Source organism: Prauserella aidingensis (assembly GCF_024171865.1).
GTDB lineage: Bacteria > Actinomycetota > Actinomycetes > Mycobacteriales > Pseudonocardiaceae > Prauserella > Prauserella aidingensis.
The window spans coordinates 243,591-256,899 of the sequence record NZ_JAMTCN010000001.1; the positions used below are offsets into that span (position 1 = coordinate 243,591).

The 13,309-nt window shown below is 70.6% G+C and carries 11 protein-coding genes; 7 read left to right on the forward strand and 4 right to left on the reverse strand.

Annotated elements, in window-relative coordinates; translation table 11 throughout:
• Positions 1 to 201: 201 nt before the first annotated feature.
• Together LY13_RS00840 and LY13_RS00845 are read right to left on the reverse strand one after the other, a co-directional pair.
• Complete coding sequence (locus LY13_RS00840; protein ID WP_253826169.1) at positions 202 to 1,191, reverse strand: malate dehydrogenase; 990 nt, start codon at positions 1,189 to 1,191, stop codon at positions 202 to 204.
• Between the two features lie 46 nt (positions 1,192 to 1,237).
• Positions 1,238 to 3,355 (reverse strand): FUSC family protein, encoded by a 2,118-nt coding sequence (locus LY13_RS00845; protein ID WP_253826170.1) that lies wholly within the window; start codon positions 3,353 to 3,355, stop codon positions 1,238 to 1,240.
• Between the two features lie 221 nt (positions 3,356 to 3,576).
• Between LY13_RS00845 and LY13_RS00850 the strand changes: the two genes are divergently transcribed.
• Positions 3,577 to 4,071, forward strand: a complete 495-nt coding sequence (locus tag LY13_RS00850) for a DUF6069 family protein (RefSeq protein WP_253826171.1) — start codon at positions 3,577 to 3,579, stop codon at positions 4,069 to 4,071.
• Between the two features lie 105 nt (positions 4,072 to 4,176).
• Here the strand turns inward: LY13_RS00850 and LY13_RS00855 are convergent, their stop codons facing one another.
• Positions 4,177 to 5,052, reverse strand: coding sequence for a M55 family metallopeptidase (locus LY13_RS00855; RefSeq protein WP_253826172.1), 876 nt, complete (start codon positions 5,050 to 5,052; stop codon positions 4,177 to 4,179).
• Here LY13_RS00855 and LY13_RS00860 point away from each other — a divergent pair.
• The 6 genes from LY13_RS00860 (at position 5,051) to mptB (ending at position 12,910) form a co-directional block, all read left to right on the forward strand.
• On the forward strand, positions 5,051 to 5,533 hold the full coding sequence (locus LY13_RS00860; protein WP_253826173.1) for a hypothetical protein: 483 nt from the start codon (positions 5,051 to 5,053) through the stop codon (positions 5,531 to 5,533). The two genes, LY13_RS00855 and LY13_RS00860, sit on opposite strands and share 2 nt — an antisense overlap.
• 300 nt (positions 5,534 to 5,833) lie before the next feature.
• The gene (locus LY13_RS00865; protein WP_253826174.1) at positions 5,834 to 7,651 is read left to right on the forward strand and encodes an ABC transporter substrate-binding protein; all 1,818 of its coding nucleotides are present in this window, start codon (positions 5,834 to 5,836) and stop codon (positions 7,649 to 7,651) included.
• Positions 7,652 to 7,661: 10 nt separating this feature from the next.
• A complete protein-coding gene (locus LY13_RS00870) occupies positions 7,662 to 8,681 on the forward strand; it encodes an ABC transporter permease (RefSeq protein WP_253826175.1) in 1,020 nt (339 codons plus the stop codon).
• A complete protein-coding gene (locus LY13_RS00875; RefSeq protein WP_253826176.1) occupies positions 8,678 to 9,559 on the forward strand; it encodes an ABC transporter permease in 882 nt (293 codons plus the stop codon). Before LY13_RS00870 ends, LY13_RS00875 begins: the two co-directional genes overlap by 4 nt.
• Positions 9,556 to 11,193: a dipeptide ABC transporter ATP-binding protein gene (locus tag LY13_RS00880; RefSeq protein WP_253826177.1), complete on the forward strand. Its 1,638-nt coding sequence runs from the start codon at positions 9,556 to 9,558 to the stop codon at positions 11,191 to 11,193. Before LY13_RS00875 ends, LY13_RS00880 begins: the two co-directional genes overlap by 4 nt.
• Before the next feature lie 109 nt (positions 11,194 to 11,302).
• Positions 11,303 to 12,910, forward strand: coding sequence for a polyprenol phosphomannose-dependent alpha 1,6 mannosyltransferase MptB (gene mptB, locus LY13_RS00885; RefSeq protein WP_253826178.1), 1,608 nt, complete (start codon positions 11,303 to 11,305; stop codon positions 12,908 to 12,910).
• Here the strand turns inward: mptB and LY13_RS00890 are convergent.
• Positions 12,879 to 13,295 carry a TIGR03668 family PPOX class F420-dependent oxidoreductase gene (locus tag LY13_RS00890; protein ID WP_253826179.1) on the reverse strand — a complete coding sequence of 139 codons (417 nt, stop codon included), beginning with the start codon at positions 13,293 to 13,295 and terminating at the stop codon, positions 12,879 to 12,881. The two genes, mptB and LY13_RS00890, sit on opposite strands and share 32 nt — an antisense overlap.
• Between the last annotated feature and the right edge of the window lie 14 nt (positions 13,296 to 13,309).

The following is a 13,309-nucleotide window of genomic DNA, read 5'->3' on the forward strand; positions in this document are numbered from 1 at the left end:
GGCGTTCCCGGCACACCGAAACGTGACCGCGCGCACGTTGCGTGATCACCGCGGTGTGTCGGACCGCGTGAGCGAGTCGCGGTGTCCCGTGCCGGCGAGGCAGCGGGCCCCGACCACGACGCGGGTACCGACCACGACGAGGGGCCGCCGGAACCCGTCGCGTCGACGGTTCCGACGGCCCCTCGGCTGCGGGAAACGGCCTCAGATCAGGCCGAGCTGCTTGACCGTGTCGCGCTCCTCGGTGAGCTCCTGGACCGAGGCGTCGATCTTGCCGCGGGAGAACTCGTCGATCTCCAGGCCCTGGACGATCTCGTACTTGCCGTTCTTCGTGGTGACCGGGAACGACGAGATGATGCCCTCCGGCACGCCGTAGGAGCCGTCGGACGGGATGCCCATCGAGACCCAGTCGCCCTCGGCGGTGCCGTTGACCCAGTCGTAGACGTGGTCGATGGCGGCGTTGGCCGCCGACGCCGCGGAGGAGGCGCCGCGCGCCTCGATGATCTCCGCGCCGCGCTTGGCCACGCGCGGGATGAACTCGTCCTCGAGCCACTTCTGGTCGCCCACGGCCTCGGCGGCGTTCTTGCCGCCGACCTCGGCGTGGAAGATGTCCGGGTACTGCGTGGCCGAGTGGTTGCCCCAGATCGTCAGCTTCTTGATGTCGGCGACGCCCACGCCGAGCTTCGCGGCCAGCTGCGCCGCGGCACGGTTGTGGTCGAGCCGCGTCATCGCGGTGAACCGCTCCTTCGGCACGTCCGGAGCGTGCGCCTGGGCGATCAGCGCGTTGGTGTTGGCCGGGTTGCCCACCACGAGGACCTTCACGTCGTCGGCCGCGCCTGCGTTGATGGCCTCACCCTGCGGCTTGAAGATGCCGCCGTTGGCCTCGAGCAGATCACCGCGCTCCATGCCCTTGGTGCGGGGACGGGCACCGACGAGCAGGCCGACGTTCACGCCGTCGAAGGCCTTCTTCGCGTCGTCGAAGATGTCGATGCCGGACAGCAGCGGGAACGCGCAGTCCTCGAGTTCCAGCGCGGTGCCCTCGGCCGCCTTCACCGCCTGCGGAATCTCCAGCAGCCGCAGCTTGACCGGCGTGTCCTGGCCGAGGAGCTGACCGGACGCGATGCGGAAGAGCAGCGCGTAACCGATCTGGCCGGCCGCGCCGGTGACGGTGACGTTGACAGGGGCCTGGGTCATAACGTTCTCCTGCTGATGGGTTCATTCAGTGCTTGTACTCGGGATGCTATCCGCCGGTTTCGGCTCTCGGTGGGTGCGTCGCCTCACCTGTACCGATTGAGCCGGGCCCGGGTGTGACGCCGAACGCTTTGCCGAGTGCGCCGGCGGCCTCGTCGAGTTTCGCGAAGCTCGCGAGCAGGACCCGCGTCGCCGGTTCGTCGTCCGGCCGGACCCCGTCGTCGCCGGGTGGTGGTACGACGTGGCCCGCCGAGCCGGGGGAGCGGACCGCGGTGAGCAACGTGTCGATGTTGCCGATGAGCCTCGTCGTGACGGCGTCCAGCCTGCCGTCCAGCGCGAGCAGTCCCGGCCGGGCGCGGGCGGCGATGTGTCGTGCCCGGAACGCGACGGCGTCGAGGGTGTCCACGACGTACCAGCCGTAGTCGCGGCGCGCCGCACGCAGGCTGATCGGGTGCGTGAGCGGTTCCACGACGCTGCGAACCTGTTCGACGTCGCGGTCGAGCGTGCGCGAGAGCTCGATAACGTTCACGTTGTCCACACCGGCCAGCAGGTCGCGGGTCCGGGCCACGTACTCCCGCAGGTCCTCCAGCGCGGTACCGACGTCGTCGAGCATGACGGCCCTGGTCCGGACCGGCAGGATCACCACCGCCGCCAGCACACCGGCGGCCGCGCCGACGGCCGTCTCCGCGAGTCGGACGCCGAGCACCTCGATGCTGAACGTCCCGAGCAGGCTGTAGAGCAGGCCGAGCATGGTCGTGATGAAGAACGTCATCGCGATCTGCGAGGCCCTGGCGAAGAACACCATGCCGAACACGCACAGGAGGATCAGCGCGATCGTCGCGGGCACGTTCTCGGCCACGACGAGGGCGCACAGCGCACCGGCGAAGATGCCGACGACCGTGCCGACGACGCGGCGGGCGCTCTTGACCAGCGTCGCGCCCGCGCTCGACGCGCCGAGGAAGACGACGAACACGGTCAGCACCGCCCAGTACCACCGCTGGTGCGACACCAGGTCGCCACCGACGACGGCCAGGCCGCCGCCGAGTACCGCCTGGATCGCGCTGCGAGTGCGGTTGTCGTAGGCCAGCACCGGCGTGCGTTCGGACTCCTCGTCCTCCGGCGGTTCCGGCTCGGCCGAGAAGTCGCGCTCGGCGATGCGCTGGGCGTTCAGGTCGGCGAGCGCGAGTTCGGCGATGGCGCGGCGCACGTCGTCGCCCGGTTCGGCACGGTCGCCGAGCCTGCTGCCGCTGACGAGCAGCTCGCTGAACTCGGCGGTGTCGCTGATGACCGGGAGTTCACGCGGATCACGTTCGATGAGGGAGCGGAACCGGTGCAGCCGCGCGACCAGGTCGTCACGGACCGGCTCGTCGAGCTGGTCCGCGCACGCCCTGCGGGTGGTCATCGCGAGCCACTGCGCCGCCAGCTCGACCTCGAGCGCCCGCCGCCGCAGCAACGCGGCTGCCTGCGGATCGTCGAAAACGTCGCCGATGGTGTCCTCGATCAGCAGGACGGCCTCGTGCAGCCGGTCACCCGCGCGGCGGAGCTGTTTGTCGGTGCGCTGCGTGCCGCCCGCGGCGAGGTGGTTCGCGGCGGCCGACACGCTGGCGCTCAACCGGGTGCGGAACGACCGGCGCACGGCCAGCAGCTCGCGGCCTGCCCTGCGCGGCAGCAGCACGAACCGCACGATGGCGTTCGCTCCCAGTCCGACGGCGAGCGCCACCAGCAACATCGGCACCTGCTCGACGCGGGTCTGCAGGAACATCGCGAAGAAGAACAGGAAGAACGGTGCCGACCCGAGCGCGATACCGCGGGGGCCGAACCGCTGTGCGTAGACCGCGACGAAGATCAGGAGCACGAAGACGACACCGTCGAGCGGCGGCACGGCCTGCCCGAGGCTCGCGGACGTCACCGCGAGCGAACCGACGACGAACACGAGTCCGAGGGACACCGCCTGCCCGGCGGGCTCGGGATCGCTGATCGTGAACGCGGCCATCAGTGCGCCGACCGCACCGATGAGCACGACGGGCAACGGCGGTCCGAGCACGGCGAGGACGGACACCGCGATGCCGATGCCGAGCACCGCCGACAGTGCGCGGCGGCTCCGGCTCCACCCGGGGTCCGAGGCGCGGAGCCGATCGACGGCGGTTTCCAGGGCACGGCCGATCATCGGTGCGACCCCGAGCGTTCGGATCCCGCGGCGGGTCGTCCGCCTCCCCGGCGCGCGTCGCTGCGTCGCGTCCGGCGGGAACGGGTGTGGGCCACGTCCCCCACCGTAGTCCGCGGGTCGATCACCGCCCGGGGACGCCGCCATGGCCCCGGGCGAACGTCCCCTGATGGAGTACGCCGCCGAGTCGCGGGAACGTCGGGCGAGCCTTACCGTCAGGCATGGTGAGCAGCTACTACGGATCCGACGGGTACGAGTCCCACGGCGGGTACGGCGACCACCGCCACGCCGCGTCGGCGAGACCGCACGTGAACGCCGGCACGCTGTGGGCGGGCGGCGCGGCGACCGCGCTCGTCGCCGCGCTGGTCGGAGTGGTCGCGACCCTGGTCGTCACGGGCGTCTTCGACATTCCCGTGATCGCCCCGGCGAACGCCGAGGGGGCGGTCGACTACATCGGAGCGGTGTGGCTGGCGGGATTCGGTGTCGTCGGCTCGGTGCTGGCGACCGCGCTGGCCCACCTGCTGTTGCTGGTCGCGCCGCGGCCGATGGCGTTCCTCGGCTGGATCGTCGGCCTGGTGACGGTCGTGTTCGCCGTGTGGCCGTTCACGATCGCCGTGGAGATCGAGGTGCAGGTCGCCAGTGCGCTGGTGTACGTCGTGATGGGCATCGCCATCGGTTCGCTCGTCACCGGCATGGCGACCAAAGCCCTCGACGACTGACGCCCGCCCCGAGAGACCGGAACCGGTCCCCGGGAGCGGGCGTCGCAAGTGGGCGTCGACTCCGGCAGGCGTGTGGCCCGACCCCCGGAGTGGCTCGGCGGCCCGTCAGCCGTACGTGCCCTGCACCGCGCTGTCGGCGATCGAGGTGACGACCTTGAACGCCTTCATCGCCTCGGTCATCGTCGCCGCCTCGAACGCGACCCGCCGCAGCCCGGTCTCCGCCACGGTCGGCACGACCGCGGCGGCCTGCGCGAGGTGGCCGGCGTCGAACTCGATCTCGATCCGGTGCGCGCCGACGGCCGGGGCGCCGCTGCCCGCGCGGCCCATCGATCGTTCGGCGGCGTCGGCGATCCTCGCGGCGGTGACCGACGGCGGATCGCACACCGCCGCGTACCGGCTGACGCATTCCTTGACCACGACGTGCTCGGCGTCGGGGGCGTACTCGGCCGCGTCGGCGCACGCCCGGTCGTCGCCGGTGACGACCAGGACCGGCACGCCGTACTCGGCCGCCAGCGTGGCGTTGAGTCTGCCCTCGCTCGCGGGTGCGTCGTCGAGCCACACGCCCGTGATGTGTGCGGGCAGGTACGTGTGCGACAGCACGCCCTCGCACCCGGAGCCCGCGTGGTAACCGAGCAGCACCGCTCCGTCCACTCCGGAGTCGATTCCCTCCATCATGGACAGCGGCTTGTGCCTGCCGGTCAACAGCCGCGCGCGGGTGTCGAGGTCTTCCAGCAGGAGGTTGCGCTGGGACAGGTGCGCCTCGTTGACGAGGACGCCCGCGGCCGCGCCTGAGCACAGCCCGGCGACGGCCGCGTTCACATCACCGGTGAAGAGCCTGCGGAACCGCTGCCACTGTTCGGTTCCGGGTACGACGTCGTCGGTCCAGGTGACGCCGGTGACGCCTTCCATGTCGGCGGAGATCAGGATTCTCGGCCCCGAGTCGGGGCGGCCGGCTTCGCTGTCGGGCGCAGGCTGTGTCATGGGCCCAGGCTACGACGACGAGACGTGCGAAAGGATCATGCCGCCGACGGTGTCGGATTCGACCGGATTCGTCGTACGATGGGATATGGCCGCGGGTGCGCTGGTGCACGCCGCGATCTTCGTGGTGCCGACGATCGCGGTTCTGCTCATCGTGCTGACACCGGGTGTCGCACGCCGCGTCGTACACCGCGCCGCACTGCGCCGTCGGGCGGCCGGAGGGCCCGTGCCGCGCCACCGCGCCGTCGAAGTGGTGGCCGCCGAGCTGCGCCGCGCGCACCGCACCCTGGAGAACCTGCCCGGTGACGCGTCCGGGTTCCACCGGGACGAAGCCTGCGCCCGCTACGACGCCTTGCTGATCGAGGCCTGCACGATCGCGGACATTCCGTGCGACCGTCTCCACGATGCGGCCGGGCTCGATCGCGACATCGCCCGCCTCGAACTGGAGGACGCGCTGATCCGGCGCGGTCTCGCGCCGCACTAGGCGCTCGGCGCCCTTGCTACGGCGCCGCACCCTTCCACAGTTCCGCGTCGCCGTCCTGCCACCCCGTCCGACCTCCCGATCGGCACGGCGGGCGTTCCTACTTCCGTCTGTTTTCGGTGGGCAACCCGTGTGGAAATCGTTGACAGCACGTTCGCGGGGGTGGTTACTTTTTCCGCTTCGGGTCATCTGCTCACTCGAGAACATCCCCGACGCCGACCCCCAGAACGCCAGCCCCAGGACATCCAGCCCCGAGACATCCAGCCCCGACCGGACCGGGCCCCACGACATCGAGGTGCAACCGTGCGAATCGTTCGACCCCGGCGCGGCAGAGCCGTACTCGCCGCTCTCCTGACGCCGCTACTGGTCGCGGGGCCGTTGGCGCCCACGGCCGCCGCGCAGGAGTCCGACGACGGCGACAGCTCTGTGCTGCGCGTCGCGCTGGTACAGGAGATCGACCACCTCAATCCGTTCACCGCGAGCTTCTCCTCCAGCGCGATGATCGGCCGGATGACGTGGGAGTTCATGACTCCGCCTTCGGCCGACGACGCCACGCCGACGGAGGGCGTGGCGTCCGAGTGGGAGTCGTCCGAGGACGGCCTGACGTGGACCTACACGATCAACCCCGACGTGACGTGGTCGGACGGTGAGGACGTCACCTCGGAGGACGTGAAGTTCACGTTCGAGAAGATCATGAACGATCCGGTCGCCGCGGAGGCCAACGGCAGCTATGTCGAGAACTTCGAGAAGGTCACCGCGCCCGACGAGGACACCGTCAAGGTCCGGACCTCCGAACCGCAGGCCAGCATGACGGCCCTCGACATCCCGATCGTTCCCGAGCACATCTGGTCCGACGTCGAGGACTTCTCCGACCCGAAGACCGACACGCTCGACTACGTCGGCGTGGGCAGCGGGCCGTTCGTCATCACCGACCACCAGCCGAACCGGTTCGTCAAGCTCGAGGCGAACGAACACTTCTGGCGCGGCGACGTCGCGGTCGACGAACTCCAGTTCATCCGGTTCGAGAACGCCGACGCCGCCGTCTCGGCACTCCAGAGCGGAGAGGTCGACTTCGTCAACCGGCTCACGCCCGCACAGTTCGAGACGCTGAAGGGCTCCGACGGCATCACCACGAACTCCGCCAACGGACGCCGGTTCAGCGAACTGATGATCAACCCCGGCGCGAAAACCCAGGACGGCAAGCGCATCGGCAACGGTCATCCGGCGTTGCGCGACGAGCAGGTCCGCCGCGCCATCGCCTACGCCATCGACCCCAAGACGCTCGTCGACCGCGTGCTCGGCGGGTACGGACAGCTTCCGGGTGGTCTCGTCCCGCCCATCTACGACACGTTCCACTACGAGCCGTCCGAAGAGGACAAGTACACCCACGACCCCGCCCGCGCGAACCGGCTGCTCGACGAGGCGGGGTACGAGAAGGGGCCGGACGGCGTCCGCCGCGACGAGAACGGCGACCCGCTCGAACTGCGGCTGACCGGCCGGTCGAGCGAGGACTTCGACGTCCGCGCCGCCGACTTCGTCGCAGGCTGGCTCGGCGACGTCGGCATCCGCGTGACGAAGAACCTGGCCTCCGACAACCAGGTGGACGAGCAGACCACCGCGGCGAACTACGACCTGGCGCTGTCGGGCTGGGGGACGAACCCCGACCCGGACTACATCCTCGCCAAGCAGACGTGCGACGCCCTGCCCACCTCCGAGGGCAACAGCACCAGCAGCGCGTTCTTCTGCGACCCGGCCTACGACAAGCTGTACCGGCAGCAGCTCGCCGAGATGGACACCGACGAGCGGGCGAAACTCGTCAAGCAGGCGCAGGAGCTGTACTACAGGGCCGCGCCCAGTGTGGTCATCGGCTACGAGCAGGCGCTCGAGGCCTACCGCTCGGACCGATGGGACGGCTTCCCCCGCCAGCCGAAGGGGGAGGGCGTCATCATGGAGCAGACCGGCTACTGGGGCTTCGCCGGCGCCGAACCGGTCGAGGGCGGCGCGGGTGGCGGCATGCCGACCGGCGCGTGGGTGGCCATCGGCGCCGTCGCACTGATCGTCGTCGCAGGTGGCGGCACGATGCTGGCGCGCCGCAAGGGTTCTGCGGAAGACCGGGAGTAGGTAGCGCCCGGTGACCACCAGCCCGACCGAGCAGCACGCCACCGACCCCGACGAGCGGCGCGACGGCACCTCCGCGACACGGTACGTCGCGGGCAAGGTCGGTGGCGCGCTGGTCAGCCTCGTGTTCGTCGTGGCGCTGGGGTTCTTCCTGTTCCGGATGATCCCCGGCGATCCGCTCGTCACGATGACGCGGGAGCGCCCGACCGACCCCGAACAGCTCGCCCACCTGCGGGAGCGGCTGGGCCTGGACCGGCCCGTCTGGCAGCAGTTCCTCGACTACGTGGCCGGCCTGCTGCAGGGCGACTTCGGCACGTCCTACATGTACCGGCGCCCGGTGGGCGACATGATCGCCGAACGGGTCTGGCCCACGGTGCTGCTGGTCGGCACCGCGACGGTGCTGGCCGTGCTGCTGGGGCTGTGGCTCGGAGTGCGCGCGGCCTGGCGCCGCGGCGGAACGTTCGACCGCACCCAGACCGGCATCGCGCTCGCGTTGTGGTCGATGCCCCAGTTCTGGTTGGGTCTGCTGTTGCTCATCGCCACGCAGGGAGTGTTCCCCAGCCGGGGCATGACCTCGGTCGACCCGCCGGACGGCTTCGCGGCGCAGGCGCTCGACGTGGCGTGGCATCTGACGCTGCCGTGCCTGACCTTGCTGCTGGTGATCTACGCCCAGTACATGCTGGTCATGCGATCGTCCCTGCTCGAGGAGATGGGCGCGGACTACCTGCGGACGGCCCGCGCCAAGGGACTGCGGGACGACCTCGTGCGCAGGCGGCACGCCGTGCCCAACGCGCTGCTGCCGACGATGACGCTGATCTTCCTGCAGTTCGGCATGGTCGTGTCCGGCACGGTGACCGTCGAGGCGGTGTTCTCGTGGCCGGGCCTCGGCCTGCTCACCTACGAGTCGCTGCGCGGGCCCGACCTGCCCGTGCTGCAAGGAGTGTTCGTGATCCTGGCCGGTTCGGTGATCGTGATGAACCTGCTCGCCGATCTGCTGTACCGCGTCGTCGACCCACGGGTGCGTGCCTCGTGAGCGCGCCGGTATGGCAGCGCAGACGCGCGGCCGCGGTCGACGTGTGGCGGCAGTTCCGCGCCAACCGCGGCGCGCTGTTCGGGACGGCGTTCATCGCGCTGCTCGTGCTGTTCTCGCTGCTCGCTCCGCTGCTGATCGACCAGCGCGGCCTCGAGGTCGTCACCGCCACGGGCGGGTCGCTCGAACCGCCGAGCGGCGAGTACTGGCTGGGCACCGACGAGTCCGGCCGCTCGGTGATGCTCCTGACGCTCTGGGGCGCGCGGGTGTCTCTGCTGGTCGGGTTCGCCGCGACCCTGCTGTCGGTGGTCGTGGGCACGCTCGTCGGCGTGGTCTCGGCCCACTTCGGCGGGTGGATCTCGGCGGTACTGATGCGCATCACCGACTTCTTCCTGGTGCTGCCCGCGCTGGTGCTGGCGGCGGTCCTGATGGCCGTGCTGCCCACGTCGATGTGGACGGTGATCATGGCCATCGGCGTCACGTCGTGGCCGACCACCGCCAGGCTCGTGCGCGCGCAGACGTTGTCGGTCGAGAGCAGGCCGTACATCGAACGGTCGAAGGCTCTCGGCGGTGGACACGCGCACGTCATCGGCAAACACGTGCTGCCGTCGGTGCTGCCGCTGGTGTTCGCGAACACCACGCTCGTCGTCGGTGGTTCGATCATCGCCGAGTCGACCCTGGCGTTCCTCGGCATGTCCGGACCCGAGATCTCGTGGGGTTCGATGCTGGACCGCGCGAACCAGTCGGGCGCGGTGACCGCGGGCGCCTGGTGGTACCTGCTGCCGCCCGGTATCGCGATCGTCCTCGTCGTGCTGTCGTTCACGCTCGTCGGGCGCGGCCTGGAGACCGTGCTGAACCCGCGCCTGAAGGGGGAACGGTGACACCGCTACTCGAACTGCAGGACCTCGGTGTCACCTACCGGACCGCCGACGGCGACCTCGAGGCGGTGCGCGGCGTCGACCTGACCCTTCAACCGGGCGAGACGCTCGGTGTCGCGGGCGAATCCGGTTCCGGCAAGTCCACCGTCGCGGCGAGCGTCCTGCGACTGTTGCCGAAGTCGGCGACGGTCACCGGCACCGTGCTGCTCGACGGCCAGGACGTCGGGGCGATGCGCTGGGGCACGCTCCGCGCCGCGCGCTGGTCCGAGGCGTCGGTCGTGTTCCAGGGCGCGATGCACGCCCTCAACCCGGTGCGGCGCGTCGGGAAGCAGATCGCCGAACCGATCCGGCTGCACACCGACGCCGGCGAATCCGAGATCGACGCCCGGGTCCGCGAACTGCTCGGGCAGGTCGACCTGCCCGCGGCGAAGGCACGCGCCTACCCGCACGAGCTGTCCGGCGGGCAGAAGCAGCGGGTCATGATCGCCATGGCGCTGGCCTGCGACCCGCGGCTGGTCATTGCCGACGAGCCGACCACCGCTCTGGACGTCATCGTGCAGGCCCAGGTGCTCGACCTGCTGGGCACGCTCGTCGAGCAGCGGGGCATCGGCCTGGTGTTCATCACCCACGACCTGTCGGTGCTCGCCTCCACCTGCAGCCGCATCGCGGTGATGTACCAGGGGCGGATCGTCGAGAGCGGCGACGCGAAGGAGGTCATCACCGCGCCCCGGCACGAACACACCGCGGCGCTGGCCGCCGCCTTCCCCGAGGTCGGAGACCCGGGGTCGCGGTACGCACCGGCCACGGCCGAACCACTGCCGGAGGAAGGGGAGAGGGATCCGCAGCAACCCGTCCTGCTGTCGGCGCGTGACCTGCGGGTGCACTTCCGTGACCGCACCGGAGCCACCGTCGCGGCGGTGAACGGGGTCGACCTCGACGTGCGGCGCGACGAGATCGTCGCGCTCGTCGGCCAGTCCGGCTCGGGCAAGACCACCCTCGCCCGGACCCTGCTGGGACTGCAGCGGCCGACGTCGGGCGCCGTGTACTACGACGGCGGACCGGTCCCGGTGTCCACCTCCGGCCTACGGGACTACCGGCGGCGTGTCCAGCTCGTGCTGCAGGACCCGAGCAGCGCCCTCAACCCGCGGCACACGGTGTACGAATCGGTGGCGGAAGGGCCCCGCATCCACCGGCTCGGCGGCGACGAGCGCGACCGCGTCGTACGCGCGCTCGAGGCTGCCGAACTCCGACCCGCCGAGCAGTACCTGACACGGTTGCCGCACGAACTCTCCGGCGGCCAACGTCAGCGTGTCGTCATCGCGGGCGCACTGGCGCTCGACCCGAACGTGTTGGTGGCCGACGAGCCGGTCGCATCGCTGGACGCCTCGGTACGCGGCGAGATCCTCGGCCTGCTGCTGCGGCTGCGCAGACAGCTCGGCCTCGCCGGGCTGGTGATCACCCACGACCTCGGCCTCGCGTGGAACGTCGCCGACCGGGTGGCCGTGATGTACCGCGGTGAACTCGTCGAGGTCGGGGCGGTGGAGCAGGTGCTGCTCGAACCGCGGCACGACTACACCGGAGCCCTGCTCGCGGCGCTGCCGTCGGCAGGCCGGGACGACGCCCGGCACGAGTGCTGAGCAGGTTCGCGGACCCGCACGAGCTAAATCCGCCGATACGCCTAGTGACTCCGGATACGTCGGGTGATATCAGGGCGGCCGACGGTGGTGTGTAACCTCAAAACCCAGTATGGCGACCACCACAGACCCCGTGCCCGGCGCCGGAACCCGGACCGGTCAGGGCCTCGCGGACACGTTCATCCCGGCCGACGCGGAGCGCGGCACGGGAAGGTTCCCGCTGCGCACCACGCTGATGGGCGTGGTCGGCAGCGTGCTCGTGCTCATCGCGTCGTTCGGTGCGGCCGGGGTGCTCGTGCACGATCCGGTGCTCAGCCAGGGGCCGCTGTCGTGGATCCGGTACGGGCACGGCAAGGTCCTCATGACCGGGCTGCTGTACGCCGGGTTCGGCCTCGTGGTGTGGGCCTGGGTCCGCCTCGGCCGATACGTGCTCGCAGGCCTGATCGGTGCGCGCCCGGTCGTGATCGCCGCTCTGTCCTGGATGGCGCCGCTGCTCGTCGCGCCACCGCTGTTCACGCGGGACGTCTACTCGTACCTCGGGCAGGGCGCACAGCTGCTGCACGGGCTCGACCCGTACGCCTACGGCCCCGCCGCGCTCGACACGCTGCCCACGGTCGTCGAGAACGTGCACCCGCTGTGGCAGACGACGCCCGCCCCGTACGGCCCGCTGTTCCTGTGGATCTCGCAGCACATCGTCGGGGCCACCGGCGAGAACATGATCGCCGGCGTGATCGCCACGCGGCTGGTCCTGTTGGTGGGCCTGGCGGCGGTGCTGTGGGCGCTGCCGAAGCTGGTCCGCAGGCTCGGCGGCAATCTCGCCGTGACGATGTGGCTCGCCGTCGCCAGCCCGATGATGGTCATCCACCTCGTCGGCGGCCCGCACAACGACCTGCTGATGCTCGGCTTCCTCGCCGTCGGTGTGCTGCTGGCGTTGGAACGGAAGCACGCACTCGCCATCGGGCTGGTCACGGTCGGCATGCTGATCAAGCCGACGGCCGCGATCGCACTGCCGTTCCTGGTGTGGATCTGGGCGAACCACCTGCCCCGCGAGCACAGCCTGTTCCGCCGCTTCGTCACCGCCGTCACGCCCTCGCTGGGCATCTTCGGCGCGGTGTTCGTCGCCGGGACCTGGGCATCTCTCGGCTCGTTCAACCTCGGCTGGTTCGCGGGGTTGTCCGCGCCGCAGATCATCGTCAACTGGCTCAACTTCCCGAGCGGTGTCGGCGAAGCGGTGCACACCCTCGTCAAGACGATCGTCGACGTGCCGCCCGGCCCGTTCATCGACGTCGCGCGCGGCCTCGGCTGGCTGGCCCTCGCCGCCATCGCGGTGCGGCAGTGGTGGCTCGCCCGGAACGGCGACGCCAACACGACGGTCTTCCGGATGGGCGTCGCGCTGCTGACGGTGGCGATCTTCGCGCCGCCGACGCTGCCCTGGTACCTCACCTGGGGTTTCCTCGTCCTGGCGCTGTTCCGGTGGAAGCGCACCCACCTGGCCGCCGTCGTCGGGATCAGCGTCTTCCTGGTGCTCGTCTACTACCCGACGGGCGAGCAGAGCCTGTACCACTGGTGGTTCGTCGTCGGTGTCGTCGCGGCGAGCCTGTACGCCGCCGCGTCGCTGCTCAAGCCCGACCCGCTCGGGCTGGTGGCCGCCTGGCGGCGACGCGACGTGCGCAACCCCGAACTGCCGCTCAGCTCGCCGACCAGCCGCTCCACCCGCTGACGGCGATCATCACGACCGGTCCGCGCGGCGGCATCTCCTCGTACTGCGGGTAGCGCGCCGTGAGCGCGCGAATCGCAGGCATCCGGTCGGTCCCGTCATCGTGCACGGTGGCCGTGCCGTCGGCGCGCGCCCACCACAGTCTGCGCCAGTCGTCCTCGTAGTGGTCGACCAGCAGCGACACCCGCGGGTTGGCCGCGATGTTGCGCAGCCGCCGCAGGTTCGAGGTCGACTTGGGCTTGTCGTCGATCGCGAACACCACCGTGTCGCCCTCCACTGCGAACGTCACCGGCACGAGGTGAGGCACGCCGTCGGCGTCGGCCGTGGCGAGCGTCGCCACCCGTGCGTCTGCGAACCGGGAACGGGCTTCGGCAGGGTCGAGCTTCATACCCCGAGCGTAGG

Bases quoted from the DNA above. Each gene is read 5' to 3' on its own strand.
- LY13_RS00840 (WP_253826169.1), bottom strand. From the start codon at position 1,191: ATGACCCAGGCCCCTGTCAACGTCACCGTCACCGGCGCGGCCGGCCAG.
- mptB (WP_253826178.1), top strand. From the start codon at position 11,303: ATGGCGACCACCACAGACCCCGTGCCCGGCGCCGGAACCCGGACCGGT.
- LY13_RS00855 (WP_253826172.1), bottom strand. From the start codon at position 5,052: ATGACACAGCCTGCGCCCGACAGCGAAGCCGGCCGCCCCGACTCGGGG.
- LY13_RS00845 (WP_253826170.1), bottom strand. From the start codon at position 3,355: ATGATCGGCCGTGCCCTGGAAACCGCCGTCGATCGGCTCCGCGCCTCG.
- LY13_RS00890 (WP_253826179.1), bottom strand. From the start codon at position 13,295: ATGAAGCTCGACCCTGCCGAAGCCCGTTCCCGGTTCGCAGACGCACGG.
- LY13_RS00860 (WP_253826173.1), top strand. From the start codon at position 5,051: ATGGGCCCAGGCTACGACGACGAGACGTGCGAAAGGATCATGCCGCCG.